At 56.9% G+C, this 25793-nt stretch carries 24 protein-coding genes; 10 read left to right on the plus strand and 14 right to left on the minus strand.

Annotated features, from left to right (window positions below; genetic code table 11):
• Nucleotides 1–7 precede the first annotated feature (7 nt).
• From fabF to QVZ43_RS12945, 7 genes are all read right to left on the minus strand, one after another.
• The gene (fabF, locus tag QVZ43_RS12915; protein WP_302910258.1) at nt 8–1255 is read right to left on the minus strand and encodes a beta-ketoacyl-ACP synthase II; all 1248 of its coding nucleotides are present in this window, start codon (nt 1253–1255) and stop codon (nt 8–10) included.
• 128 nt (nt 1256–1383) lie between these two features.
• Complete coding sequence (gene acpP / locus QVZ43_RS12920) at nt 1384–1617, minus strand: acyl carrier protein (RefSeq protein WP_097461099.1); 234 nt, start codon at nt 1615–1617, stop codon at nt 1384–1386.
• A gap of 127 nt (nt 1618–1744) precedes the next feature.
• On the minus strand, nt 1745–2488 hold the full coding sequence (gene fabG / locus QVZ43_RS12925; RefSeq protein WP_302910259.1) for a 3-oxoacyl-ACP reductase FabG: 744 nt from the start codon (nt 2486–2488) through the stop codon (nt 1745–1747).
• 16 nt (nt 2489–2504) lie between these two features.
• Entirely contained in the window at nt 2505–3443 is a 939-nt protein-coding gene (gene fabD, locus QVZ43_RS12930) for an ACP S-malonyltransferase (RefSeq protein ID WP_302910260.1), read from the minus strand.
• 112 nt (nt 3444–3555) lie between these two features.
• Complete coding sequence (plsX, locus tag QVZ43_RS12935; protein ID WP_302910261.1) at nt 3556–4557, minus strand: phosphate acyltransferase PlsX; 1002 nt, start codon at nt 4555–4557, stop codon at nt 3556–3558.
• 42 nt (nt 4558–4599) lie between these two features.
• The gene (gene rpmF, locus QVZ43_RS12940) at nt 4600–4779 is read right to left on the minus strand and encodes a 50S ribosomal protein L32 (protein ID WP_092021471.1); all 180 of its coding nucleotides are present in this window, start codon (nt 4777–4779) and stop codon (nt 4600–4602) included.
• A gap of 81 nt (nt 4780–4860) precedes the next feature.
• Complete coding sequence (locus tag QVZ43_RS12945; protein WP_302910262.1) at nt 4861–5415, minus strand: YceD family protein; 555 nt, start codon at nt 5413–5415, stop codon at nt 4861–4863.
• A 130-nt stretch (nt 5416–5545) separates the two neighbouring features.
• On the opposite strand from QVZ43_RS12945, the gene QVZ43_RS12950 reads away from it, so the two are divergent.
• Nucleotides 5546–6151: a Maf family protein gene (locus QVZ43_RS12950; RefSeq protein ID WP_302910263.1), complete on the plus strand. Its 606-nt coding sequence runs from the start codon at nt 5546–5548 to the stop codon at nt 6149–6151.
• A 2-nt stretch (nt 6152–6153) separates the two neighbouring features.
• On the opposite strand, the gene QVZ43_RS12955 is transcribed toward QVZ43_RS12950, so the two are convergent.
• Genes QVZ43_RS12955 through rluC form a run of 3 tightly spaced genes read right to left on the minus strand, consistent with a single transcriptional unit; the run spans nt 6154 to nt 8941 of the window.
• Nucleotides 6154–7185 (minus strand): S49 family peptidase, encoded by a 1032-nt coding sequence (locus QVZ43_RS12955; protein WP_302910264.1) that lies wholly within the window; start codon nt 7183–7185, stop codon nt 6154–6156.
• A 34-nt stretch (nt 7186–7219) separates the two neighbouring features.
• Complete coding sequence (locus tag QVZ43_RS12960) at nt 7220–7867, minus strand: HAD family hydrolase (RefSeq protein ID WP_302910265.1); 648 nt, start codon at nt 7865–7867, stop codon at nt 7220–7222.
• Nucleotides 7868–8941, minus strand: coding sequence for a 23S rRNA pseudouridine(955/2504/2580) synthase RluC (gene rluC, locus QVZ43_RS12965; RefSeq protein ID WP_302910266.1), 1074 nt, complete (start codon nt 8939–8941; stop codon nt 7868–7870).
• A 609-nt stretch (nt 8942–9550) separates the two neighbouring features.
• On the opposite strand from rluC, the gene rne reads away from it, so the two are divergent.
• Together rne and QVZ43_RS12975 are read left to right on the plus strand one after the other, a co-directional pair.
• Nucleotides 9551–12727 carry a ribonuclease E gene (gene rne, locus QVZ43_RS12970; RefSeq protein WP_302910267.1) on the plus strand — a complete coding sequence of 1059 codons (3177 nt, stop codon included), beginning with the start codon at nt 9551–9553 and terminating at the stop codon, nt 12725–12727.
• Nucleotides 12728–12729: 2 nt separating this feature from the next.
• Nucleotides 12730–13272: a YecA/YgfB family protein gene (locus tag QVZ43_RS12975; protein WP_223793149.1), complete on the plus strand. Its 543-nt coding sequence runs from the start codon at nt 12730–12732 to the stop codon at nt 13270–13272.
• Here QVZ43_RS12975 and QVZ43_RS12980 read toward each other — a convergent pair.
• On the minus strand, nt 13269–14147 hold the full coding sequence (locus tag QVZ43_RS12980; protein ID WP_302910268.1) for a PHP domain-containing protein: 879 nt from the start codon (nt 14145–14147) through the stop codon (nt 13269–13271). The two genes, QVZ43_RS12975 and QVZ43_RS12980, sit on opposite strands and share 4 nt — an antisense overlap.
• Before the next feature lie 130 nt (nt 14148–14277).
• Between QVZ43_RS12980 and QVZ43_RS12985 the strand changes: the two genes are divergently transcribed.
• Both QVZ43_RS12985 and QVZ43_RS12990 read left to right on the plus strand, forming a co-directional pair.
• The gene (locus QVZ43_RS12985) at nt 14278–14577 is read left to right on the plus strand and encodes a YciI family protein (RefSeq protein ID WP_223793147.1); all 300 of its coding nucleotides are present in this window, start codon (nt 14278–14280) and stop codon (nt 14575–14577) included.
• 121 nt (nt 14578–14698) lie between these two features.
• Nucleotides 14699–15370 (plus strand): TIGR04211 family SH3 domain-containing protein, encoded by a 672-nt coding sequence (locus QVZ43_RS12990; RefSeq protein WP_302910269.1) that lies wholly within the window; start codon nt 14699–14701, stop codon nt 15368–15370.
• A 263-nt stretch (nt 15371–15633) separates the two neighbouring features.
• On the opposite strand, the gene rraA is transcribed toward QVZ43_RS12990, so the two are convergent.
• Both rraA and ppsA read right to left on the minus strand, forming a co-directional pair.
• Nucleotides 15634–16113: a ribonuclease E activity regulator RraA gene (gene rraA / locus QVZ43_RS12995; RefSeq protein WP_223793145.1), complete on the minus strand. Its 480-nt coding sequence runs from the start codon at nt 16111–16113 to the stop codon at nt 15634–15636.
• Between the two features lie 28 nt (nt 16114–16141).
• Nucleotides 16142–18514, minus strand: a complete 2373-nt coding sequence (ppsA, locus tag QVZ43_RS13000; RefSeq protein WP_302910270.1) for a phosphoenolpyruvate synthase — start codon at nt 18512–18514, stop codon at nt 16142–16144.
• Nucleotides 18515–18680: 166 nt separating this feature from the next.
• On the opposite strand from ppsA, the gene ppsR reads away from it, so the two are divergent.
• The 5 genes from ppsR to QVZ43_RS13025 all read left to right on the plus strand — a co-directional run bounded on the left by ppsR (nt 18681) and on the right by QVZ43_RS13025 (nt 22722).
• The gene (gene ppsR / locus QVZ43_RS13005) at nt 18681–19496 is read left to right on the plus strand and encodes a posphoenolpyruvate synthetase regulatory kinase/phosphorylase PpsR (RefSeq protein ID WP_223793143.1); all 816 of its coding nucleotides are present in this window, start codon (nt 18681–18683) and stop codon (nt 19494–19496) included.
• 274 nt (nt 19497–19770) lie between these two features.
• Nucleotides 19771–20589 (plus strand): transporter substrate-binding domain-containing protein, encoded by an 819-nt coding sequence (locus tag QVZ43_RS13010; protein ID WP_223793142.1) that lies wholly within the window; start codon nt 19771–19773, stop codon nt 20587–20589.
• A 95-nt stretch (nt 20590–20684) separates the two neighbouring features.
• Nucleotides 20685–21350, plus strand: a complete 666-nt coding sequence (locus QVZ43_RS13015) for an amino acid ABC transporter permease (protein ID WP_302910271.1) — start codon at nt 20685–20687, stop codon at nt 21348–21350.
• Entirely contained in the window at nt 21350–22003 is a 654-nt protein-coding gene (locus tag QVZ43_RS13020) for an amino acid ABC transporter permease (protein WP_223793140.1), read from the plus strand. The genes QVZ43_RS13015 and QVZ43_RS13020 overlap by 1 nt, the downstream gene beginning before the upstream one ends.
• The gene (locus QVZ43_RS13025) at nt 22000–22722 is read left to right on the plus strand and encodes an amino acid ABC transporter ATP-binding protein (protein ID WP_302910272.1); all 723 of its coding nucleotides are present in this window, start codon (nt 22000–22002) and stop codon (nt 22720–22722) included. Before QVZ43_RS13020 ends, QVZ43_RS13025 begins: the two co-directional genes overlap by 4 nt.
• Before the next feature lie 105 nt (nt 22723–22827).
• Here QVZ43_RS13025 and QVZ43_RS13030 read toward each other — a convergent pair whose 3' ends face one another.
• Nucleotides 22828–25752 (minus strand): insulinase family protein, encoded by a 2925-nt coding sequence (locus QVZ43_RS13030; protein WP_302910273.1) that lies wholly within the window; start codon nt 25750–25752, stop codon nt 22828–22830.
• Between the last annotated feature and the right edge of the window lie 41 nt (nt 25753–25793).

The following is a 25793-nucleotide window of genomic DNA, read 5'->3' on the forward strand; positions in this document are numbered from 1 at the left end:
GTCGAGGTCAATCCTCGTAGCGTTTGAAAATCAACGTGCCGTTGGTTCCACCGAAACCAAACGAATTAGACAACGCTACCCGCACATCCGCCTTGCGGCTCTGATTGGCGACAAAATCCAGATCGCATCCCTCGTCGGGATTGTCGAGGTTAATGGTCGGAGGCAGCACCCCGTCCCGGATGGCAAGCACCGAGAAGATACCTTCAACCGCACCGGCAGCACCGAGCAAGTGCCCTGTCATCGATTTGGTGCTGCTCATGGCAAGCTGGCCAGCGTGATCACCAAAGACACTCTTAACCGCTTTCACCTCAGCCACATCGCCCACCTGGGTGGACGTTCCATGGGCATTGATATAATCCACGTCCTCAGGCGAGATACCGGCGTCACGAAGCGCGCCCTGCATGGAACGAGCAGCGCCCTCGCCATTCTCCGGAGGTGCCGTAATATGGTGTGCATCGTCGCTCATACCGAAACCGACAACTTCCCCATAAATGGTGGCGCCCCGCTTCCGCGCGTGCTCCAGCTCTTCGAGGACCACAACACCGGCACCATCACTCAGTACAAAGCCATCGCGCTCCTTGTCCCAGGGTCGGCTGGCTTTCTCCGGCTCGTCGTTGCGGGTGGAAAGCGCCCGGGCCGCAGAGAATGCAGCAATACCCGTGCGCGTGGTGGCCATTTCCGAGCCACCGGCGAGCATCACATCCGCATCACCGTATGCAATGGTTCGCGCCGCGTAGCCAATATTGTGGGTACCGGTGGTACAGGCCGTCACGATCGCAATATTCGGCCCTTTGAAGCCGAACCGTATCCCGGCGTTACCGGAGATCATATTGATGACAGAGGCCGGTACGAAGAACGGGGATACCTTTCGGGGGCCGGACTTGTCCATACTAAGGACATTCTTTTCAATGAACTCCAGCCCACCGATGCCGGAACCAATTGCGATTCCCACCCGCTCTTTATCGAGCTGATCGTAATCGCCCAGTCCGCTGTCATCCACAGCCTGCTGTGCCGCGATAAGACCGTAATGAATAAAGGCATCCAGCTTTCTGGCATCCTTAGGCGACAACCATGGTTCCAGATCCAGATCCTTGATCGCACCGCCAATGCGCGTGTTGTAATCGGAGGCATCAAAGCGGTCAATCATGCCGATGCCACTTCGCCCGGCCTGAATACCTGCCCAGGAGCTCTCAACGTCATTTCCCAGCGGGGACAACATGCCCAGCCCGGTGATGACAACCCGTCGTTTACTCATAACCCGTTTCACCTGAAGTTCTGTGTGGGTGGGGCACTGATTGAACCTGATTTCAAAGCAATAAAAAAGCCGCCCTTTAGTCTAACGAAAGGACGGCTTCTGCCTGGCTTCAGTAAAGCAGCGAGCTATCAGGTATGCGCGACAATGTAGTCGATTGCGTCCTGAACCGTCGCCAGCTTCTCGGCCTCTTCGTCAGGAATTTCAGTCTCGAATTCCTCTTCCAGAGCCATCACCAGCTCAACGGTGTCCAGTGAGTCAGCGCCAAGGTCCTCTACGAACGAAGAGGTGTTCTGAACTTCGGACTCCTTCACGCCCAACTGTTCACAAACAATCTTCTTAACGCGCTCTTCAACTGTACTCATAATGTCCTCACTTTGTGTTTCAACCAAGCAACTTTAGTGCTGCAAGTTTAGAGTAAACCCTACCCGCAAACAAGCAGGGATCCGGTTAAACATCTTGCGCGACAAGGGCTTGCGCCCTCATCCGCCGTTATCCCATGTACATTCCGCCGTTCACGTGAATGGTTTCACCACTCACATAGGCTGCTGCATCCGACGCCAGGAATGCGACAACAGCAGCAACCTCCTCGGGTTCACCCAGGCGCCCTGCCGGTATGATTTCCAGCATAGCCTCGCGCTGACGGTCGTCCAGTTTTTTTGTCATGTCAGTGTCAATAAAGCCGGGGGCCACGCAGTTTGCGGTAATTCCCCGGTTCGACATTTCCTTCGCCAGACTGCGAGTAAATCCTTCTACACCCGCCTTGGCCGCGCAGTAATTGCCCTGGCCGGGATTCCCCATGCCGGCAACCACGGAACTGATATTGATAATGCGCCCCCAACGGGCTTTGGCCATCCCCCGAAGAACGGCCTTACTGGTACGGTAAACGCTCGACAGGTTGGTTTCGAGCACCGATGTCCAGTCATCGTCTTTCAGGCGCATCAACAGGTTATCCCGGGTAATCCCGGCATTGTTTACCAGAATCACGGGCGCACCGGATCTTTCCGCGACCTCTTTAAGGCCTGCGTCGATACTCTCCGGGTCTGCCACGTTCATCACAATCCCATAGCCTTTCAAACCAGCATCGCTCAATGCCTTGGTAATGCTTTCCGCGCCATCGGAACTGGTTGCTGTACCCACGACTTCTGCGCCCTGGCTGGCCAGTGCATGCACGATCGCCTTGCCAATACCCCGTGTGCCACCGGTCACCAGCGCAGTTTTTCCTTCAAGAGTCATCAATTGCTCCAATCCGTTACGACTTGTTGAATGCATCAAGGGCGACGCTGAATGACTCCGGGTTTTCCAGACCATGCACCGCCAGACTCCGGTCAATGCGCTTGGCAAGTCCCGCCAGCACTTTCCCCGCACCACACTCTGCAGCCACGGTTACACCTTCCTGCATCAGCTTGCGAACCGAATCGGTCCAGAGCACGGGAGAATACAATTGCTTTAGCAGGTTCTCCCGCAGAATCGCAGCCTCTGATTCGACGCCTGCATGGACATTCTGGACAACCGGGATGACAGCATCGTTAAAAGAAACATCTTCCAGAGCTTCAGCCAGTTTATTCGCTGCTCCCCGCATTAAGGCGCAATGTGAAGGCACACTTACAGGCAAGGGCATGGCCTTGCGGGCCCCCTTCTCTTTGCATGCCTCAATGGCACGCTCGACGGCAGCGGCAGACCCGGCCACAACGACTTGCCCCGGAGCGTTGAAGTTCACGGCCGATACGACGTCACCCTGGGACGCGCTTTCGCAGGCAGCGACCACCTCCTGGTCTTCAAGCCCCAGAATGGCCGCCATTTTTCCCTCGCCGGCAGGTACGGCGCCTTGCATCAACTCACCCCGCAGACGAACCAGCTTCACTGCCTCGGCAAAACCCAAACTCTCAGCTACTACCAGCGCACTGTATTCGCCAAGGCTATGCCCGGCGACATAATCCGGCCGCGGACCTCCGGCCTGACACCATTGCCTCCAGAGCGCGACGCTGGCTGTCAGCAGCGCTGGCTGGGTGACGGTTGTCTGGTTAAGCTCGCCAGCCGGACCTTCCTGGCACACCTGCCAGAGGTCATAACCCAATGCCGCGGATGCCTCGGAAAATGTCTCGGCAACAATCGGCCATTCCGATGCGGCGTCAGACAACATGCCAACAGACTGGGAACCCTGTCCCGGAAAGAGAAAAGCAGATTTCATAAGCAGGATCTTAACGTGTATGAGGGGTTTCAGGGGATTAGCTATTAGTAAAAGCCGGCGCAATTATCCCCAAAAACAGGTGCCGGGGCAGAGAGACTTTAGTCTCAGTAGACTATACCAACAGGTCGTCGAGACGCTCGTTGATGCGCCGGGGTACTTCCATATCCACCTCGCGGACCGCCTGGCGAATGGCCGAAAGCATCGCCCGCTCATTGGCATTACCGTGGCTCTTTATCACCACCCCCTGCAGCCCAAGCAGGCTGGCACCATTGTGACGCGCCGGGTCCATCAACCTTAGCAACCGGCCGATTATTGGCCGCGCCAGAAAACCGACAAAACGGCTATAGGCCCCGCGAGTAAAAGCCTGCTCAATCAGATCAATAAGCAGCCCCGCGACACCCTCACCTGTCTTGAGTGCAACATTGCCAACAAAACCATCACAAACCACGACATCGGCAACATCCCGGAACAGGTCACTGCCCTCAATGTAACCGATGTAGTTAACCGTCTCACACTGAGCCAGAAGATGAGAGGCCAGCCGAACCTGCTCATTGCCCTTGATCTCCTCTTCACCCACATTCAGCAAAGCTACCCTTGGCTCAGATTGACCGGAAATAGCAGAGGCCATCAGCGAACCCATCAGGGCATACTGGTAAAGGTTCTCGGCGGAGGCGTCGACCGTCGCACCAAGATCGAGGACGTGACAGCGACCACGCAGGGAAGGCAATAGTTTACAAATAGCAGGGCGCTCGATCCCCGGATGCATCCGGATAATGGACCGGCCGAACGCCATGAGCGCACCGGTATTACCCGCGCTGACGCAGCCCTGGGCTTCACCGTCGCGGACAAGGCCAAGCGCAATGGCCATGGAAGAGTTTTTCTTGTGTCGCAGGGCGTGGGATGGGCGCTCATTCATGCGCACCACATCCGCTGCTTCGACAATACGAATACGACTGTGCTCTCCACACAACAAAGCCTCGAGCTCACTCCGGACACCTACCAGAATAAGACTCAAGGCTTCGTTTTCTCGTACCGCATCCAATGCTGCTGAAACCACAACACCGGGGCCGCGGTCACCACTCATAGCATCTACAGCGATGGTAACGGGATTCACCGTCTATCCATCCGATACCGGGCGGTGAGAGTCACGCGAGATTTACTCGTCCCGTGCTTCTACAACTTGCTTACCGCGGTAGAAACCGTCCGGAGAAACGTGGTGACGACGATGAACTTCGCCGGTTGTCGCATCAGTGGACAGAGTGGCGGCGCTCAGAGCGTCGTGGGAACGGCGCATGCCCCGCTTGGAACGGGTCTTTCGGTTTTGCTGTACAGCCATGATTTTGCTCCTGACCTTTTTACGTAAAGCTAGTGTGTGTTCGTACCGATGCGCCGCCCTCTCAGCGGAGTGCGCACCTGCTCAATGTTTCGATTTCTTGAGATCCGCCAGCACGCTGAAAGGGTTCTCCTTCGCCGGGGCCTTTTCCGCTTCGGACTCCACTTTCGGCTCCAAAGCTTCCAGATCTTCTTTCGCCGGGCATTCGCTCCGGTTGTGCAGCGGAAACGGAGGCAGAACCAGTAATAACTCGTCTTCCACCATCGACCACAAATCTGCACTGAAATCGTCCGTCAGAAACGGCTCGAGATCCTTCGGCAACCGTTGCGCCTGTTCATCACTGGTCACAAGACCCAGTGTAAACTCAGAGGTCAGCGTTACCTGCATATCTCCCATGCAGCGCTGGCACTCCAGGATGACCGGCGCTTTCAGTTCACCCGAAACAATACGCCTGCGCTCCCCATCCATATAAAAGGACAGCGTGACGCTGCACACAGCGTCTTCGCTCACTTCCGAAACTGCTTCCCGGAAACGAGACAAAGCACTGAGAGGAATTTCTCCCTCCAGTGTGCTGTGCTGCTCCGCCAACTTGTAAGGGTCGACAGACTTGGGCAAACCGGCGCATGACGCTTTTGACATAGGCGCGCAATTTTAGGGGGGTGACTCCCCGCTGTCAAAGACTTCGTTATGTTTTGAGCGGGGTTTTGGTGTGGATAGGTGTATTCTACGATAAGTCCATGGCGAAACACGACAAAAGAGATCGACAACCATGACCACATCCACCCTGCTGCTGGCCTCCTCATCGCCTTATCGAAGGGCCTTGCTGGAACGCCTGGGCTTGCCTTTTGAATGCGCCAGTCCGGACATCGACGAAACACCGATAAACGGCGAAACCGCCGAGCAACTGGCCACCCGACTGGCCGAAAGCAAGGCGCGAACTCTTGCCAGACAATACAACCAGCACTGGATCATAGGCTCCGACCAGGTCGCCTGTCTTCCGGACGGCACCTTGCTGAACAAACCCGGCACTCACCAACAGGCAGTGGAGCAATTGAGCCGGAGCAGCGGCCAGAGCGTCCTGTTCCTGACGGGCCTGGCTTTGCTCGACAGCCAATCCAACCGGCTTCAGATGCATTGCGAGCCCTTTGAGGTTCACTTCCGGGACCTCGACACCACTGAGATTGAAGCCTATCTGAACCGGGAACAGCCTTACGATTGTGCCGGCAGCTTTAAGATGGAGGGCCTCGGCATCACTCTTTTCCGATCACTGAATGGGCGGGACCCCAACAGCCTGATTGGCCTGCCGCTCATCGCCCTGATCGACATGCTCAGACAATGGGGCCGCAACCCGCTGCTGGAGCCGACAACAAACTAACGCTATCGAAGCTCCAACCGGGACTGGATCATCTGGGCGGCAAAACCCTCACCAAACGCAACGCCCAGCTGGTCAACCAGATTTTGCAGCGGGGACTTGCGACGGCTGTAGTCCACCAGCTCTTCCTCACCCACCAACTGACGAGCCACCCAGGACGTGCTGCCGAGACCATCCACCAGCCCCAACTCGACCGCCTGCTCACCACTCCACACCAGACCGCTGAACAGCCGCTCGTCCTCTGCCAGACGCTCGCCCCGGCCCGACTTCACCGCTTCAATAAATTGCTGATGGGTGTTTTCAAGCACATTCTCCCAGAAAGACACCTCCTCCTGACGCTCGGGAGAGAATGGGTCAAGGAACGCTTTGTTTTCACCGGCCGTGTACAAGCGACGCTCCACCCCGATCTTATCCATCACCTCGGTGAAGCCAAAGCCACCGGCCACCACACCAATAGAACCGACAAGGCTGGCACGGTTGGCGTAGATCTCGTCAGCCGCAGAGGCGATGTAATAGGCACCGGATGCCCCGATATCGGAGATAACGGCATAGACTTTCTTATCCGGGTACTCGCCGCGCAGACGCCGGATCTCATCGTAGATATAGCCGGACTGAACCGGGCTGCCACCGGGACTGTTAATCCGCAGCACCACGGCCGCTGAATTCTCTGCCTCGAACGCCGAGCGCAGCGCTCCAACGACATTATCGGCACTGGCCAGCTCATCGGCAGCAATTGGCCCATCCACTGCCACGACCGCCGTGTGCTTACCCGTCACTCCCTCGATCGCGTCACCCACCGGCAACTTGAACATAAACAGCAGAGCGAACAGGTAAGCAAAGGTCAGGAACTTGAAAAAGATTCCCCAGCGCCGACTCTTGCGCTGCTCAGCCTGCAGGGACAACACCAGCTTTTCAATCAACTTCCAGTCACGCCCGGACTCAGGCGGAAGATTCATTCCACCTTTGGCCGACGACCGCTCGGAAGCGACCGGCTTATCGCCCCACTCCGGAGACTTTTCCGATTCCCAATCACTCATTAAGCTACTCCATCAACTGCAAAAACGAGTTTGCTCACAAACCCAGTACGGCCCGCAAATCACTGACGGTATCCACGACGGCGTGAGGCTCATAATCACCCAGAACATCCCGTTTGTGCACACCCCACTCAACACCAATCGACGGCATTCCGATGCGCTGCGCCATTTCAAGGTCGTAACGGGTATCGCCAATCATCACAGCATTCTTCGGCTCAAACCCATAAAAATCCAGTATTTCTTCCAGCATTTTTGGGTCTGGCTTCGAGCGCGTTTCATCCGCACACCGGGTGATATCAAAATGCACCCCAAGACCACTGGAGGTGAGCGCCTGCTCCAGCCCTCGACGACTTTTACCTGTCGCCACGGAGCAACCCAAGCCCGAACGACGAATATCGGCAACAACCTCCGCCATACCATCGAACACATTCTGGGGCGTCGTCACCTTGCTGAAGAAATACGTGGCGTAACGCTCCCGGATGGCCAACATCTCTTCGTGCTCGATGCCCGGATACAGACGCCCCAGCGCCTCCACCATGCCCAGCCCGATGATATCCCGGTAGGCCTCCCACTCCAGAGCCGGATACCCGAGCTCTGTCGCCGCCTGATGCAAGCTATCCGCAATATGATCCACGGAATCCACCAGGGTACCGTCCCAATCAAAAATAACCGCTTTAATTTCCATTCAAGACTTCCTGTTTCGCGCTTCCAGCAACCGCAACGTCTGCTCGAACGCCTCATCGTAAGGCGCCTCCAACCGGACCTTTTCACCGGAATCCGGCAGCCTGAACTCCAATGCACGGGCATGGAGCATCAATCTCTGACCACCGGCGGCGCGGAACGCTTTGAGGCTGACATCATCCATATACTTGTCATCGCCCGCGATCGGATGACCCTCGAAGGCGCAGTGCACCCGAATCTGGTGAGTCCGACCGGTAACAGGGCTGGCCTCGACCAGACTGTAACCGGCAAATCGCTTCAGGCACCGGAAGGTCGTCAATGATCCCTTACCCTCGTCATCCACCTTCACACGCCGCTCACCATTCGGCATTTCATATCGAAGCAAAGGCGCATCCACCCTACTGACGGACGACGACCAGTCACCTGCGACAAGCGCGTGATAGAACTTCTGCACCCGCTTCTGGCGCAAATCATCTTGCAAGAATCTGAGAGCAGACCGCTTTTTCGCAATCATCACCAGGCCCGACGTGTCGCGATCCAGCCGATGCACCAGCTCCAGGAATCGCGCTTCCGGCCTGGCGGAACGCAGCACTTCAATCAGCCCAAAACTCAGGCCACTACCCCCATGAACCGCTATACCAGAAGGCTTGTTGACCACCAGCATATGCTCATTCTCAAATATGACGGCCTGCTCAATCACGCCCTGCACCCGACTTCCCGGCGCAACCTGCGGAGGCTTTTCTTTTCGGGTAATAGGCGGAATTCTCACTTCATCACCGGCCTTTAGGCGAGTATCCGGTTTCACTCGGCCCTTGTTCACCCTTACCTCACCCTTACGGACAATACGGTAAACAATGCTCTTGGGAACCCCACGGAGCTGCGCCAGCAGAAAGTTATCGACCCGCTGACCGGCCCCATCCTCATCCACCGTTACCCACTGCACCTCCGGACGGCTCTCCCCATGCTGTTCCGGGTGCTTTTCAGGGCCAGCAGTTCGTCGCCGTTCGTTCGGGCGAGACCGGACAGCCTGCTGCGGAGGTTTTCGGTCGGGCTTTTTGGGCCGGGGATGGCGAGCCATGAAATTCCTTAGTTGACAGATGAATGCAGGATTGATCGGCACCTTGAATACTGTTATATTCCGGCGTGCTCTGCCGTATGTCTACGGTCTGGACAACACACCAGGAACCGCAGCGGCAGAAGTATACAGAGACTACTCGAGAGTTTGAACGCCGCGCCCCATTCGCTATCGGGGCCCGGCTTAGGAATTACCCCCGGAAACTCAGGGCGGACCAGTAAAGGCCGTTCCCCTGCCCCGGGAGTAGAGAAACCGTGCGGAAAACCGACGGGCAACATAGCGAAGAATCATTGTCACCCAGGGCCGGGCCGTCCAGAGAAGAAACACGACGTGAGACCCAGGCACCTGAGTGAACCTGAAAACGGATAACATGCGTCAACAGACAAAAAACTCAATCGACCTCTCACTGCGTAACCGCAGTCGAACTGTCGGCGGTGGTTTAAAACCAGGTGGTTTAAAACCAATAGAATCAAGGGCCCAGGAGGCCTGATTCGTCTGGCCGCCGACCCGCGCCTACCCTGCGCGATCGTCCGCGGCACGCACATCCCGCTTCGCTGATGCGAGCTCCTCCGGTTTTCTGTCAACACTAATCGACAGGAATCCTTTCTCTCCATGAAAAGAATGCTCATAAATGCAACTCACCCTGAAGAGTTGCGCGTCGCGCTGGTGGACGGCCAGCGCCTGTTTGATCTCGATATCGAATCCAGCTCCCGCGAGCAGAAAAAGGCCAACATTTACAAGGGCCGAATCACCCGAGTTGAGCCCAGCCTCGAAGCCGCTTTTGTGGATTTCGGTGCCGATCGACACGGCTTTCTGCCCCTGAAAGAAATTTCCAAGGAGTATTTCAAGAAATCTCCGGGGCAAATCGAAGGCAAGATCAATATCAAGGATGCCGTTTCCGAAGGCCAGGAAGTCATTGTCCAGGTGGACAAAGAAGAACGTGGCAACAAAGGCGCCGCACTGACCACCTTCATCTCCCTTGCCGGCCGCTACCTTGTCCTGATGCCCAACAACCCACGGGCCGGTGGCATCTCCCGCCGGATCGAAGGCGAAGAGCGCGCTCAGCTGAAAGAAGCCATGAACGACGTGCAAGTCCCGAAATCCATGGGCATCATCGTTCGCACTGCCGGCATTGGCCGCACCACCGAAGAACTCCAGTGGGACCTCGACTACCTTGTCCAGTTCTGGGAAGCCATCACCCAGGCGGCCAGCGAGCGCAAAGCGCCTTTCCTGATTCACCAGGAAAGCAACGTCATTATCCGCGCCGTTCGCGACTACCTCCGCCAGGACATTGGCGAGGTCCTGATTGATGCCGAGAGCGTGCACGAGGACGTACTGAGCTTCGTCCGCGCAGTGATGCCCACCTTCGAAAACAAGATCAAGCTGTACAAGGACGAAATTCCCCTGTTCAGCCGCTATCAGATCGAAGGCCAGATCGAAACAGCCTTCCAGCGTGAGGTAAAACTGCCCTCCGGTGGCTCGATCGTGATCGACCCGACGGAAGCACTGGTCTCCATCGACATCAACTCGTCCCGCGCCACCAAGGGGCAGGACATCGAAGAAACCGCGCTGCAGACCAACTTGGAAGCAGCCGAGGAAATCGCGCGCCAGCTTCGGCTGCGGGATATGGGCGGACTGATCGTGATCGATTTCATCGACATGACCCCAGCCAAACACCAGCGCGAAGTGGAACAGAAGATCCGCGAAGCCCTGGAACTGGACCGCGCTCGCGTGCAGGTTGGCAAGATTTCCCGCTTTGGCCTGCTGGAAATGTCACGACAGCGCCTGCGCCCATCCCTGGGCGAAACCCGCAGCGAGGTGTGCCCCCGCTGTGAAGGACAGGGCACGATCCGCGGCATCGAATCCCTTGCCTTGAGCATCATGCGCCTGATCTATGAGGAGTCCTCCAAAGACAAAACCGGCGAAGTCCGGGCGGTCGTTCCCGTATCCGTGGCAACCTTCCTGCTGAATGAGAAACGCAAGCAGCTGGCCGACATCGAAAGCGGACAGAAAGTCAGCGTGGTGGTTGTACCGGTCCCGCACATGGAGACGCCTCATTTCGAAGTGCTTCGACTGCGGGAAGACGAAACAACGCCAGAGCATGTCTCCAGCCACCAGGTAGCCGAGCAGTACAACGAGCGCGAGGAGGAAACCTTCGAGACCTCCGCGCCGGAGCGCCCGGCCCGCGAACAGGCTGCCGTCAAGGCAATCCGACCCAACGCACCGGCACCGGCACCCGCCCCCGCCGCTGCCCCGGCGCAAAACGACGAACAGCAAGAAACCGGACTGTTCCGTCGTCTTGGCCGCAAGATTGCCAATTTCTTTGGTGCCGAAGCGGAAGAGACCGACGAAGCCCGCAAGCAAAGCCGCAGCAACCGTGAGGATCGTCGCAACCAGAGTCGCCAGGATCGTCGCAAAACCCGCGTAGCGCGGGATGACCAGAGTACGGGCGGAAAGCGCAGTGGTAACGAACGTCGTCAGGGTGGCCAGCAAAGCCGCAGCGACGACAATCGCGGTCGCAAACCGAATCGCAACGACGATCAGGCCCGCAAGAACCAGAACCGCCAGACGTCGGATAAAGGCCCCGAATCCAAGAGCTCGGAAGGACGTCGTGACGGTCAGGGTCAAGGTCGCGGACGTGGCCGGAACAAGCCACAACGGGACCAGAAAGACACTCGCGACCAGAAGGCCCAACAGGAAACGGCGAAGAAAACTTCGGGCAGCGACAAGCCCGGAGCCGAAGACAAGCGTCGCAAACCCCGCCGCCAGCGGGGCCGGGACGGTACGCCAAGCGAAACGCCGACCACAACTCCGGCCGAGCGCAAAACCACCCGCAGCGAAAGGCACCAGCGCGACACCCAACCCGAGAAACCTGTTGGCGCTGAAGAGGCAGTAGACACCAAGGTAAACGAAACCATCGAGGCCAAGCAGGCAACTGCCCCGCAGGAAAAGCCCGCATCCAAGGAACTCGCGAAAATCGAGCCTGCAGCGAAGACGGAGCAGCCGGCCGACGAGAAACCAGCGGAGAAGGCGCCGGAATCCAAGCCAGCGGCGACTGCGGACAGTAACGACCAGAAGTCCGCGAAAACGGAAGAAGCACCGAAGGCAAAAGAAAGGACCGGCAAGCCGCGCCCTCAGCGCAAGCCCAAGTCCGATGCGGCGGCGAAGAAAGTCAGCAAGCCGGAAGCAAACGGTGACACCAAGCCTGAGCCGGGCGCTGACACAACCAGGAAGAGCGAAGAGGTAGGAGCTAAAGCACCCGCCGAGAAAGCGGAACCCGCTACCAAGCCAGAGCCAACCCCCCAGTCGCCTTCGGGGGAAAAGGCAAACTCTGCTGCTGCGGAGCCAAAGAAGGAGCTGACACCAGAGCCAAAACAAGCGGCAAACTCTGACCAGAAGAAGGCTCCGGCAAAGGAAAAGGCTCCCGAGAGCAAGCCACAGCAAGCGCCCGCTCCTACACAGGAGACAGCCAAACCAGAGGCGCCGGCCGAGACCGCGCCAAAGGCAGACAAGGCAGAGCCTTCAGAATCCGCACCGAAACCCGATGCGGACAAGGTGTCAGGCGAAAAGGCGAAGGAAGCACCCAGCAAAGCTGCACCTGAGCCAAAACCTGAACCACAGAAGAAGCCCGAGCAGCAGGCAGCAAAGGCCGCCGATGAGACGCCTGCAACGCCCAAGCCCACGGAACCCGAGGTACCGGTGACCCCGGGACGGGCCTACAATGACCCGCGGGAAGTTCGCAAGCGCCAGCGTGCAGCCGAAGCGGCGAAAAAGGCGGAGAGCAATTGAGCATGGTAACCAATTCCGACATCGAAGCGCTGGAAGACATTCTGTTTGCTGAGCCCTGGGGGGACGAGGCCCTAGACTTCTTTGGCCTGCACGGAGTGGTTTGCGCCAGCGTTGTCGGGCCGGTCGAGCTCTCGGTAGAAGATATCTTCCGACTCGCGACGGGCACGGACAACGTGCCCGACAAAGGCGTCCCAGACATCTTCAAGCTCTGCACAGACAAGCTCGCGCAGGGCATGGCCCACGCGCTGGACATGGGTCAGTCCCTGGAACTTCCAGAACCGGAAGACGGCGATCCGATGAACGCGCTGGAGAACTGGTGTGCCGGTTTCGTCGACACCTTCCTGGAGCACGAGGAGGAGTGGCTGGAAGTTGCTTCCGAAGAGGAAATCGCCGACCTGTTGGTTCCCATGCTGACGCTATCGGGACTGTTCGAGGACGAAGACTTCGAGAAAGCCCGAAAGAGCGAGAAGCTAGCCCAGCAAATGGCGGACGCCATCCCTGACGCCCTGACTGATCTTTACCTGCAGTTTCACGCGCCGGACTAGGCCGGCGCCTGAACACCGACAGGTTCTCTGAAGTGATGCCAGACCGGCTCCAGCCCGTCTGGCATTTTCATTATTTTGCCCAGCTCACACCACGGAGCGCCGGGAAAGTGGAAATCACTGCCCTGAGACGCCAGCATGCCGTCCCTCCGACACAGCTCCGCCAGAAAGCCGAGATCACCACTCGATTGCCCGGATGTGGATACCTCCAGCGCGCGCCCGCCAGCCTTACGAAAATCCGAAACCAGCTCCCTCAATTTGGTCGCTGTCATCTGGTATTTGCGTGGATGTGCCAGCACCGCAATGCCTCCGGCCGCAACAATCCAGCCCACCACTTCGTCCAGCTCTGGCCAGTACGCCTTCACATCACCCGGCTTACCGGCTCCTAAATGGCGCTTGAACGTCTGCGCCACATTGCTGACCACGCCGGCCTCGACCAGAACCTTGGCAAAATGAGGACGGCCAGGCACCTCGCCCCCCGCATGCTCCGTTGCCCGGGCCAGCAAATCATCCACCCGAAGTTTGCTCAACCGTTCAGCTATCTGCCGGGCTCTGGCCCAGCGATTAGAGTTCTGGGTATCCATCGCGCTGAGAAATGCCTGATCGGTGGGATCAAAATCCAGTCCAACCACGTGAATCGTGCGACTTTTCCACAGACAGGAAAGCTCTACGCCGGGCACCAGTTCCACGTTGTGCAACAAAGCCGCTGACCGGGCCTCTGCAAGACCATCGACGGTGTCATGATCGGTGAGCGCCAGATGAGTGACCCCTCTCTCAGCCGCCCGCTCTACGAGCGCGGCTGGCGCCAGAGCTCCGTCAGAGGCAGTACTGTGGCAGTGCAGGTCAATGCACAACGCGGGGTCTTGGGGTATAGTCACAACAGATCCTGATTCAGGTAAAAAAGTGCTGAGCGCCCGTTGGCACCCGGTGGCAGAGAGTTCATCGTGCCGCGCCCGGGCACTCCCTGTAAAGCCCATTGATCAGCGCACGTCAAAAACGGAGACCTTCATGTACTACGCCATTATCAGCGAAGATGTCGAAAACAGCCTCCCGCTTCGACAGAAGGCACGGCCAGATCACCTGGCGCGACTAAACACCCTCAAAGACGAGGGTCGCCTGCTGGTAGCCGGCCCCCATCCAGCCATCGACACACCGGATCCAGGCGAAGCGGGATTCACTGGCAGCCTCGTGGTAGCCGAATTCGACTCACTGGAAGCCGCTCAGGCCTGGGCCGATGCAGACCCCTATATTGAAGCGGGAGTCTACGAAAAGGTCACGGTAAAGCCTTTCAAGGCTGTTCTGCCGTAGAGCAGCCCTAACTCCATGAGTTTATTGTAATGGCGGCTATATTGATCGCCCCGTTATCTGTGACAGAATTGCAGGCTGTCCATCTGTCATATTCACCGGTTCAGATTAGGGAAACGAAACAGTGATCATCTTCCGCGTCCTCTTCAGTGTGCTTCTTGTCCTCGCCTGTACCGCACACGCCCAGGCCAAAACGGCATGGGTTGACGACCAGATTTACCTGCCGGTCCGCGCTGGCGCGGGCACGCAGTTCCGCATCATCGAAAACGCTGTTCCAAGCGGCACCCCTCTTGAGGTGCTTGAAACCACCGACACCGGTTACACACGAGTCCGGACACCCAAGGGTACCGAAGGCTGGGTGTCCAGCCAGTACCTGAGCGATACACCCATTGCCGCAGACCTGCTTCGCCGGGCAAACCAGGAGCTGGAACAAGCTCGCAACGAACTGAATCAGGTCAAAGAGCAGCTTTCCACGACCACCAAAGAACGGAATCAACTGGAATCCTCCGAAGCTTCGCTGTCTGATCAATCCCAGGAGCTGAAAGAGGAGCTGCAGCGCATCAAGAGCATTGCCGCAGACTCCATCAATCTTGAGCGCCGCAATCGGGAACTGCTGGAAGAAAACCAGAAGATCAGGAACGACCTGGAAGTGCTGACAGCGGAAAATGAACGGCTGGAGGCCAGCAAGGAATCAGACTTCATGCTCCTTGGAGCCGGCCTCGTATTGGGCGGCGTTGTACTGGCGCTCCTCATCCCAATGCTTAAACCAACAAGAAAAACGGACAATTGGGCGTAACTTGATGAGGGAGCATTCAGAAAAACGCGATTTCGATCGAATGCAGGTGAATTCCGAGATCAAAATTTAAGACACAATGCACCAGAGTATGCCGATATCTGAGCACGGCAGGCATGCTGGTTCAGGCGGAGAGACAAGTGAGGTTCTTCGGTGTGAGAAAGACGGCGACGGCTATCTGCTGGAGCAGAGGATTCAGGAAGTAAGCTGATTCGAAATCAGCAACCCGAAGCGGTGGTCAGCCGCTTCGGGGTTTGTCTTACGGGTTATACCAAAGGCTTCTCGGACACGATAATACCGTTGTTATCCGCATAAACATACTGGCCTGGTTCGAAGGTGACGCCTCCGAACGTCAGGGTCACATTCAGGTCCCCCAAACCACGCTTTTCACTCTTTCTTGGCTGTGTGCCCAACGCCTGAACACCCAGATCGGTCTTGCCAATCTCGTCCACGTCGCGGATGCAGCCGTAGATGATGATGCCAGCCCAGCCATTGTTGGCGGCTTTCTCCGCCAGCATGTCCCCCAGCAGGGCGTGGCGCTTTGAGGCGCCACCGTCAACGACCATCACACGACCGTTTCCGGGCAGGCCCACCTGCTCCTTCACCACCGAGTTGTCTTCATAGCACTTGACGGTAACGATCTCGCCACCAAAGGCACGGCGACCGCCGTAATTAATGAAGCCCGGCTCTACGACCTTGACCTCGGGAAACTCATCACACAGGTCCGGGGTGATAATGTCTGCCACGTCTTGCTCTCCTTTTCTTGATCCAGACTCAGTCGATTTTCTCGTCCGCCAGGAAGAACCAGGTATCCAGTACCGAATCCGGATTCAGGGATACGGTATCAATACCCTGCTCCATCAGCCACTTGGCCAGATCCGGATGGTCGGACGGGCCCTGACCACAGATACCGATGTACTTACCGGCCTTCTTGCATGCCTGAATAGCGTTGGACAGCAACACCTTTACTGCGTCGTTACGCTCATCAAACAGGTGCGCAATGATGCCGGAATCCCGGTCCAGACCCAGGGTCAGCTGGGTCAAATCGTTGGAGCCAATGGAGAAGCCATCGAAGTGTTCCAGGAACTGACCCGCCAGCAGCGCGTTCGCCGGCAACTCACACATCATGATCACACGCAGGCCATTATCCCCACGCTTCAGGCCGTTTTCCGCGAGCAGGTTAACCACCTGCTCCGCTTCGCCGACGGTACGAACGAACGGCACCATCACCTCCACGTTGGTGAGGCCCATTTCGTCACGAACCTTCTTGAGCGCGCGACATTCCAGCTCGAAACAATCACGGAACGTGTCGGAGATGTAGCGAGAGGCACCACGGAAGCCCAGCATTGGATTTTCTTCATCTGGCTCGTACAGGGTGCCGCCGATCAGATTGGCGTATTCGTTGGATTTGAAGTCAGAGAGGCGCACGATGACCTTTTTGGGCGCAAAAGCTGCCGCAAGGGTAGAAATACCCTCCACCAGCTTGTCCACGTAAAAGTCGACCGGTGAGCTATATCCGGAAATACGCTTCTCAACCGTCTGCTTGATATCCCGTGGCAGGCCATCGAAGTTCAGCAGGGCTTTCGGATGCACGCCGATCATACGGTTGATAATGAACTCAAGCCGGGCTAGGCCCACGCCTTCGTTCGGGAGTGCCTGGAAGTCGAAGGCACGGTCCGGGTTACCGACGTTCATCATGATCTTGAAGGGAATGTTGGGCATGGAATCCACGGTGTTTTCCCGCAGTTCAAAGTCCAGGGCACCCTCGTAGATCATGCCGGTATCGCCCTCGGCGCAGGAAACGGTAACGTCCTGCCCGTCTTTCAGGATTTCCGTTGCGTCGCCACAACCTACAACCGCCGGAATACCGAGCTCCCGGGCAATGATCGCCGCGTGACAGGTGCGGCCGCCACGGTCCGTGACGATAGCGGACGCGCGCTTCATCACCGGCTCCCAGTCCGGATCGGTCATGTCGGTCACCAGGACATCGCCGGCCTGGACTCGATCCATTTCATTAATGCTGGTAATGATCTTGACCGGGCCGCTGCCGATCTTGTGGCCGATACTGCGGCCTTCCACCACCACCTTACCGGTCTCTTTCAGCAGGTAACGCTCCATCACGTTGGCTGAAGCGCGGCTCTTCACGGTTTCCGGACGTGCCTGAACGATGTAGATCTTGCCGTCGTCGCCGTCTTTTGCCCATTCAATGTCCATCGGGCGCTGATAGTGCTGCTCGATGATCATGGCCTGCTTGGCCAGCTCTTCAACTTCGGCGTCGGTGATACAGAAGCGGTTGCGGTCCTCCTGCTCAACTTTCACCGTTTCAACAAACTCATCGGCATCCGCATTGGTGTGATACACCATCTTGATGGCTTTGGTACCCAGGTTACGGCGCAGAACAGAGGGCCGACCAGCTTCCAGTGTGGGCTTGTGCACATAGAATTCATCCGGATTCACAGCACCCTGCACAACGGTTTCACCCAGGCCGTAGGACGCGGTAACAAACACCACATCCCGGAAACCGGATTCGGTATCGAGGGTAAACATCACGCCACTGGCCGCCGTTTCACTACGCACCATTTTCTGGATGCCTGCGGACAGGGCCACCAGCTTGTGATCGAAACCGTGGTGCACCCGGTAGGAAATCGCCCGGTCATTAAAGAGAGACGCAAACACTTCCTTAACGGAGGTGCGCACCTGCTGAAGGCCGACCACGTTCAGGAAGGTTTCCTGCTGGCCAGCAAAAGAGGCATCCGGCAGGTCTTCTGCCGTGGCAGAGGAACGAACGGCCACGGCCATACCGTCGTTACCAGCCTGAAGCTTGGCGTAAGCCTCTTCTAAAGCCTTTTCCAACGGCTCAGGGAAGTCGGTATCGATTACCCACTGACGAATCTGTGCACCGACCCGGGCCAGCTCGTTGACGTCGTCGACATCCAAGGCGTCCAGCGCGTTGTCGATCTTGTCTTTGAGTCCGTCGGTGGCCAGAAACTCGCGATAAGCATGAGCGGTGGTTGCAAACCCGCCAGGGACCGTCACACCTGCGTTGGCGAGATTACTGATCATTTCACCGAGAGAAGCATTCTTGCCACCCACCCGGTCCACATCGGACATTCCCAGGTGGTCAAACCAAATGATGTAATCTTCCAAAACGCGTCTCCCTTAAGTCTGTGAAGCGAAGATCTAAACCAGGCCAGCGGCATCAAGTAAAAAACGGGGAAAATCCGCTGCGGAGCCTCGAACTTGGCGTGTATGATACTGTAACCTGAGCCGATTACCTAGGGAACCGGCCAAATCGGGAAGTGGATCTTAGCCCATGAAACGTACCGCTTTTTTTATCTCTGACGGCACCGGCCTGACCGCCGAAGCACTTGGACACAGCCTGCTTGCACAATTTGAAAAGATCGAATTCGAGCGCGTCACCGTGCCCTACATCGACGATGAGGAAAAGGCACGGGACATGGTCACCCGGATCAACAAGGCGGCCGAAGTGGATGGTGCCCGGCCTCTGGTCTTTGACACCATTGTGAACAGTGACATCCGGGACATTATCTCGAACGCCGACGGATTTATGGTCGATATTTTCGGCACCTTCCTGAGCCCCATGGAGCAGGAGCTGCAATCGTCCTCCTCCTACACCGTGGGCAAGTCACACTCGATCAACCATTCAGGCAGTTACGAGCGCCGTATCGACGCCGTCAATTTCGCCCTCGATAACGACGATGGCGCACGCACGCGACAATACAATGAGGCAGACCTGATTCTCGTGGGCGCCTCCCGCAGCGGGAAGACCCCCACCTGCCTGTATCTGGCGCTGCAATACGGTATCAAAGCGGCCAATTACCCGATCACCGAAGAAGACCTTGACGACCAGAAGCTGCCCGCAGCTCTGAAGCCCCATAAGCAGAAAATCTTCGGGCTTACCATCGAGCCGGATCGGCTGGCCACGATTCGAAACGAGCGTCGCCCCAATTCCCGATACTCATCTATGAAACAGTGCATGCACGAGATCGAGGAAATAGAACTGATGTACCGTCGCGAGCGCATCCCGTTCCTCAACACCACGGCCTACTCGGTGGAGGAAATATCCACCCGCATCATGCTCGCCACCGGGCTGAAGCGGAATCGCTAGTCCCCGGATCAGCCTCAAAGAAAGGACCACTCCCTTTTTGAGGCTGAGCTATATCCAGATTTCCTGAAAGCCGCTCACTTCAGAAGACGACCTGCCGATTTGAGCAGTCTGACCCGGGACCATCCAGAAAACCCTAAATAAATTAAGGGTCCAGTACCGGATCAAGGGTGTTAATCACCAAAAACTATGATGTAGACTGAATATGTACATTGTGAATGCATAAGAATAATGCAATGTCCGACTCACGAAAGAAAAAGAACCGGAGAAGGGAATTATGATGAAGAAACTAACGGCGATCGCGCTTGCGTGCGCCACGCTCACTTCCATGAATGCGACCGCCGATCAGCTGGACGATGTGATCAAGCGAGGCACCCTGAATTGCGGTGTGGTTCTCGACTTTCCTCCCATGGGCTACCTTGACGAAAACAACGAACCTGCGGGTTTTGATGTTGATTACTGCAACGATCTGGGCGAGGCGCTGGGCGTCGACGTGAACGTTCTGAACCTGACCTGGGGTGATCGTATTCCTTCCCTGGTGTCTGGAAAAACCGACGTGGTTATCGGTTCCACCTCTGACACGCTGGAGCGCGCAAAGTCCGTAGGCTTCACCTACCCGTACTTCGTTTTCAAATTCCAGGTGATCGCCAACGAGGATAAGAACATTGAATCGTTTGATGACCTGAAAGACCTCAAGGTTGGTGCGGCACTCGGCACGACTTACGAGACTGAATACCTGGCCTACGCAGAAGAGAATGGCTGGGGCAAAGACAACTACACGTCTTTCAAGTCTGAAAACGATGCGTTCCTTGGCCTGTACCAGGGCAAGGTCGATGCGATCATCTCCACCAACACCAACATCGCGACCAAGCTGCAGAGCGAGGAATTCGCAGATTTCGAGGCGGGCCCCTACGTACCCAACTACGACGACGTGGTCGGCATCATTGCCAAGCGCAGCGAAGTGGCGTGGATCAACTACCTCAACCTGTTCCTGATTCGCCAGATCCGCGACGGCAACATGAACGAGGCGTACAACAAGTATTTCGGGTCTGATGCACCTGCCGATCTGATCAAGTCCCTGAGGGATAACAAGTAAGGCACACACCCTCTTGTGTGACTGCTTAAACCACTGGCCAGCAGCCTGAACAGGTTGCTGGCCAGCCCTCTCAAATCACTCGAAGTGGCCAAGGTATGGAATACGAATTTCACTGGAACATTGTGTTCCAGAAGATGCCTGAGTTACTGAACGGCGCTTTCGTCACCCTGCACGTCTCCGTGCTCGCCATGCTACTGGGTATTGTGATCGCCATTTTACTTGCGATCGCCAAAATGAATAACAGCAAGCCCTTTTGCTATGTGGCGACCGTTTGGGTCGAGATCGCACGGAACACTCCGGCACTGTTTCAAATTTACATGGCGTATTTCGGACTGGGAGCTTTCGGCATTCACCTGAGCCCCTACGTTGCCGTTCTGAGCGCCCTGGTCTTTATCAATGCGGGCTACCTGACAGAGACCTTCCGGGGAGGTTTTCAGTCCATTCCCAGCACCCAGTACAGTGCCTCCAAGTCTCTGGGCATGACCAGTATTCAAACCTATCGATACATCATCCTCCCGCAGATGCTCAGACGCATCTATCATCCGATGACGAACCAGTTTGTGTGGTCCATCCTGATGAGTTCGCTGGGGATTCTGGTGGGGATGAGCGAGCTATCCGGTACGACCCAGCGGCTTCAGTCCCTGTCGTTCCGAACACTTGAATTCTTTATTGTGGCAGCCGTGATGTACTTCATCATCACCAAACTGGTGTTGTTCGGTGCATCGCTTCTCTCCCGCAGACTGTTCAAGGGGGAAATCTGATGAACTCCCTGTTTACACCCCTGTCCTGGGACGATACCGGTTATATCCTGACCGGCGTCTGGAACACGATAACGATTTCTGTGGTTGCTATCGTAGCCGGCACCCTGTTGGGCATGATCGTCGGCTTCGCGCGGGCGGAAAGCAACAAGACGGTCAACTTCCTGTTTGGCAGCGTGCTGGACATCCTCAGAAGCGTGCCCCTGATCATCCAGCTGATTCTGTTCTCTACGTTTGTCGGTGCCATCGGACACCCCATGAATCCGTTTGTCGCGGGTTCCATCGTGCTTTCGCTGTATACCATGGCGTTCATGAGTGAAGTGTTCCGCGGCGGCTTCGAAAGCGTCAGTAAATCCATGCAAACCGCCGCCCGCTCGCTGGGCATGACCTATTGGCAAACCATCTACCACATCCGGTTTCCCATCGGCCTGCGCGCGGTACTGCCGTCCTGGATGGGCGTGGCGCTCAGCGTGATCAAGGACTCAGCCCTGGTCTCAGTGATCGGCTACATGGAATTGCTGCGAACGTCGGAACAGCTGATTTCTCGGACCCAGCAACCGCTCGAGATCCTGATTGGCGTCGGTCTCTTCTACTTCATAATTTCATACCCGCTCTCGCATTACGGGCGGTATCTCGAAAGGAAAATGGCAATATGATTAGCGTCCAGAATGTCCATAAATCCTTTGGTGACCTTGAGGTACTGAAAGGCGTCAGTCTGGATGTGCCCAACGGCGAGGTCCTCAGTGTGATCGGTGGGTCGGGCAGCGGCAAGTCGACCCTGCTCTACTGCATCAACGCGATCGAGACGATCAACTCGGGCAAGATCCTGGTGGATGATGTCGATGTTCACAGCAAAGACACCAACAAAGACAAACTCCGCCAGAAGCTGGGCATGGTCTTTCAGCAATTCAACGCCTTCCCGCACATGACGGTACTGGAAAACGCCGCCCTTGCCCCCAGGATTGTCAAGAAAATGAGCAAGGAAGAGGCGATTGAAATCGCCAAGAAAGAGCTCGAGCATGTTGGCCTGGGTGACAAGTTCGATGTCTACCCGACCCGGATGTCTGGTGGCCAGCAGCAGCGCCTGGCCATTGCTCGCGCTCTGGCCATGAAGCCCGACTTTATGCTCCTCGACGAAGTGACGTCCGCCCTGGACCCGGAGTTGGTGGGCGAAGTTCTGGATACCCTGCGTCTGTTGGCAGACGAAGGCATGACCATGATCTGCGTAACCCATGAAATGGGCTTTGCGCGGGATGTCTCAGATCGCGTGGCTTACTTCCACCAGGGGGTAATCGCGGAGATTGGCGAGGCCAAACAGGTCATTACGGAACCGCAAAATCCGCTGACGCAAAAGTTCCTTTCAAAGGTGCGCTGACTGGGAAAGCAATGGAGACGATGGTTACCCGGGGCAAAGACACCCGAACACCATCACCATCAAGACAAGGGGCGCATTAGCGCCCCTTTTCATTAGCTCCAGGCGTTACATTTCCTCAATGGCAAGACCAAGCTCTTCGACAACCTTGCGGTTATCCGGACTGGTCACCACGGCGATGCTGGCCTTCTCTGGCACCAGCCAGGTGCTGGCCACGCGCTTGAGGTCATCCAGGGTGGTCGCCAATACCCGTTCGCGGAACCGGGCACGCTGTTCGGGGCTGCGCCCAAACAACTTGTTGTGGAAGGCATGGCGCGCGGCACCAGCCGGTGACCGAGGCTTGTCCAGCTGACCGATCACACCAAGGATGGACTCCTCCAGCTCCTGATGACCATGCTCTTCGGTTTGCAGCCACTCCAGCGCCTTGTCAAAGTCATCCAGCGTTTCCGCCAGACGAGGATCCCGATAGGAGAAGAACCGGAACGAGCCGTTCACGCTGTCCTGCCCGGCACCACCGCCGTAGGCACCGCCTTTTTCTCGGATGACACGATGCAGGTAACCATTACGCAGGAAGCCACCCAGAACGGTCAGGGCGGCCGCATCCGGGTGATCAACCGGCACGGTTTTGTAGGCTTTGGCGCAGAAGTTCACCTGGGTTGAGGTGAGCCAGGCTTCGCGAGCTTTGTAGTCCACAGGCGCCATTGTCCAGTTGGAAGAAGCACCACTCTCCGCATCCTTCCAGCAGGACTTAAGGTCGTCCACCATGGCCGGGAGCTGCTCGTCTTCGCCGATCACCAGGAACTGACGCTCCTGTGCACGAATCTTTCCGTGCAAGCCTGCGAGTTTCTCACACAGGGCTGTCAGCGCTTCAGGGTCCTTCAGAGAACTGTCCAGCTCCTTGGTACCGCGAATACCGGCCAGCCCGCCCAGACGGAACGACAGCCATCCACCCACGCTCATCCCCTGGGAAGCCGCCCCCATAGCCAGTGCGTGGCCACTGCCAGTAACAGCTTGCTCGCGGCGTGCGCGAATCTGGGCAATGATTTCCCGGATTCGTTCCTGCTCGTCAAAGCGGGCACCGTTAAACACATCACTCAACAAACGCGTCAGTGCGCTGCGGTTACGGGCCAGAGCCTTACCGTTAAAGACGATGTAACCGGACACATCCTGCACATCGTCAATGCGCCCCTTGACGCTGAACGAGGCACCAATGCCGCCAGACTCCGCTGAAATTCGATCCTGCATCTGCAGGTAATCCAGGTCACCACAACCGACTTCGGAAATAAGCGTGGTGTAGTAAGGCAACAGCAGCAATTCTTCTTCGGTCAGCTCTGGCACCGGTACTACGATTTGTTCGTAGATCAGGCCGTTCGTGCCACGGGCATAAATCGAGGCGGAGAGATCTCCATCGAACCGGCATTCCGGCTCGGGCATCTGCAGGGGAACATCAGATAGGTCCACTTTGGGCAGGATGGAATCGTCATCCTTGCGCATCTGACGCTCTTCCAGTGCCGCAGCCCGTTCAACGATGTGCTGAACTTCCTCGTCGGTGAGACTGGCTTTCTGTTTCGCCAGGGCCTCACGAATGGCTTCCTGCCGACGGGTTTCCAGATGCTCATCCGGACGCAGGGTCAGGGTCACCCGGTGGGGGTTATCCAGCAGGTTGCGGCGAATCAGGTCGGGCACAAAATTGGGATCACGAATCTTTTCCCGCAGCGTGGCCAGCACCGGTTCCAGATCCAGCAGTTCCACCGGGTCGCCACCGTGCACCATGGGTGAAATTGCACTCATAATCAGCTGAAGCCCATACGGGAAGTGGTCCCCCGCAATTTCACGCTGATGCAGCTCCAGCTGATGGAGAATCGCCTCCAGACGCTCCTCGCTGACGCCCTCTTCGGCCACTTTCCTGAGCGTGGTTTCAATCAGGGCTTCCAGCTCCCGCTGCTTTTCCGGTTCACTGCCTTCGATACCGCACACGAAGGTCATTTCCCGATTGGAATCTTCCAGGCCACACATGGGCGACGGCGCGTGCCCCAAATCGGTGGTTTCCAGCGCGTGCATCAGGGGTGAGGCGCTGTTCTCCAGCAGAATGGCAGATAGCAACTGAGCTTCCAGATTTTCCTGAAGATCAAAGCTGTGACCCAGCAACCAGCCCATCACAATGTGAGTTTTGCGTTCGGAACCTTCACCCTCGTTAACGGCGTAGGCTTCTTCCACGCGTACTGGTGAGAAGATGCGTTTCTCATCGTGTACCGGCAGGTCGATATCCAGGTGATCAAAACGCTTCAGGGCCAGTTCTTCGAAGCGCTCATGATGTTCGTGAGCCGGAATGTTGCCGTAGGTGGCAAAAATCGCGTTGCTGGGGTGGTAATGGCGGCGATAGAAGGCCATCAACTCGTCGTAGCTCAGATCAACGATGTGATCCGGCTCGCCACCACTGTTGTAGTGGTAGGTGGTGGTCTGGAACAGGTGGCTGCTCAAACGCTGCCATAGCTGTGATGTCGGCGAGCTCATGGCCCCCTTCATCTCGTTGTACACAACGCCCCGATAGACCAGATCCGACTCCGGCTTGTCCGGCGTTTCAAACTCCAGACGATGACCTTCCTGCGCGAAATCGAGCGGATCCAGCTTTGAGAAGAATACAGAATCCAGGTACACCGACAACAGATTGTCATAATCCTTCCGGTTCATGCTGGCGAACGGATAGGCGGTCCAGTCGCTGCTGGTGAACGCGTTCATAAACGTGTTAAGGGAACGACGGATCATCATGAAGAACGGATCGCGTACCGGAAAGCGTTCACTGCCGCACAGGGCCGTATGCTCCAGAATGTGGGCAACGCCGGTGGAGTCCATTGGGAAAGTGCGCAGCGCGACAAAAAAGACGTTTTCGTCATTGTCGGCCGCCAGGTGCAGGTGCCTCGCTCCCGTTTTCTTGTGTCGATACTCCTCAACGTCCAGATTGAGGGTGTCGATCCGGTGACTGCGAAGTTTTTCAAAGGCCGGATGGGTTGCGTTGTCGATCACTGCAGCCATTCACACTATCCTGTCGTTAACAAATGAGAATTGTAGGGTAA

The organism is Marinobacter suaedae (assembly GCF_030519635.1).
Classification (GTDB): domain Bacteria; phylum Pseudomonadota; class Gammaproteobacteria; order Pseudomonadales; family Oleiphilaceae; genus Marinobacter; species Marinobacter suaedae.

Bases quoted from the DNA above. Each gene is read 5' to 3' on its own strand.
- fabF (WP_302910258.1), bottom strand. From the start codon at position 1,255: ATGAGTAAACGACGGGTTGTCATCACCGGGCTGGGCATGTTGTCCCCG.
- acpP (WP_097461099.1), bottom strand. From the start codon at position 1,617: ATGAGTACAGTTGAAGAGCGCGTTAAGAAGATTGTTTGTGAACAGTTG.
- fabG (WP_302910259.1), bottom strand. From the start codon at position 2,488: ATGACTCTTGAAGGAAAAACTGCGCTGGTGACCGGTGGCACACGGGGT.
- fabD (WP_302910260.1), bottom strand. From the start codon at position 3,443: ATGAAATCTGCTTTTCTCTTTCCGGGACAGGGTTCCCAGTCTGTTGGC.
- rpmF (WP_092021471.1), bottom strand. From the start codon at position 4,779: ATGGCTGTACAGCAAAACCGAAAGACCCGTTCCAAGCGGGGCATGCGC.
- QVZ43_RS12945 (WP_302910262.1), bottom strand. From the start codon at position 5,415: ATGTCAAAAGCGTCATGCGCCGGTTTGCCCAAGTCTGTCGACCCTTAC.
- QVZ43_RS12950 (WP_302910263.1), top strand. From the start codon at position 5,546: ATGACCACATCCACCCTGCTGCTGGCCTCCTCATCGCCTTATCGAAGG.
- QVZ43_RS12955 (WP_302910264.1), bottom strand. From the start codon at position 7,185: ATGAGTGATTGGGAATCGGAAAAGTCTCCGGAGTGGGGCGATAAGCCG.
- QVZ43_RS12960 (WP_302910265.1), bottom strand. From the start codon at position 7,867: ATGGAAATTAAAGCGGTTATTTTTGATTGGGACGGTACCCTGGTGGAT.
- rluC (WP_302910266.1), bottom strand. From the start codon at position 8,941: ATGGCTCGCCATCCCCGGCCCAAAAAGCCCGACCGAAAACCTCCGCAG.
- rne (WP_302910267.1), top strand. From the start codon at position 9,551: ATGAAAAGAATGCTCATAAATGCAACTCACCCTGAAGAGTTGCGCGTC.
- QVZ43_RS12975 (WP_223793149.1), top strand. From the start codon at position 12,730: ATGGTAACCAATTCCGACATCGAAGCGCTGGAAGACATTCTGTTTGCT.
- QVZ43_RS12985 (WP_223793147.1), top strand. From the start codon at position 14,278: ATGTACTACGCCATTATCAGCGAAGATGTCGAAAACAGCCTCCCGCTT.
- ppsR (WP_223793143.1), top strand. From the start codon at position 18,681: ATGAAACGTACCGCTTTTTTTATCTCTGACGGCACCGGCCTGACCGCC.
- QVZ43_RS13010 (WP_223793142.1), top strand. From the start codon at position 19,771: ATGATGAAGAAACTAACGGCGATCGCGCTTGCGTGCGCCACGCTCACT.
- QVZ43_RS13015 (WP_302910271.1), top strand. From the start codon at position 20,685: ATGGAATACGAATTTCACTGGAACATTGTGTTCCAGAAGATGCCTGAG.
- QVZ43_RS13020 (WP_223793140.1), top strand. From the start codon at position 21,350: ATGAACTCCCTGTTTACACCCCTGTCCTGGGACGATACCGGTTATATC.
- QVZ43_RS13025 (WP_302910272.1), top strand. From the start codon at position 22,000: ATGATTAGCGTCCAGAATGTCCATAAATCCTTTGGTGACCTTGAGGTA.
- QVZ43_RS13030 (WP_302910273.1), bottom strand. From the start codon at position 25,752: ATGGCTGCAGTGATCGACAACGCAACCCATCCGGCCTTTGAAAAACTT.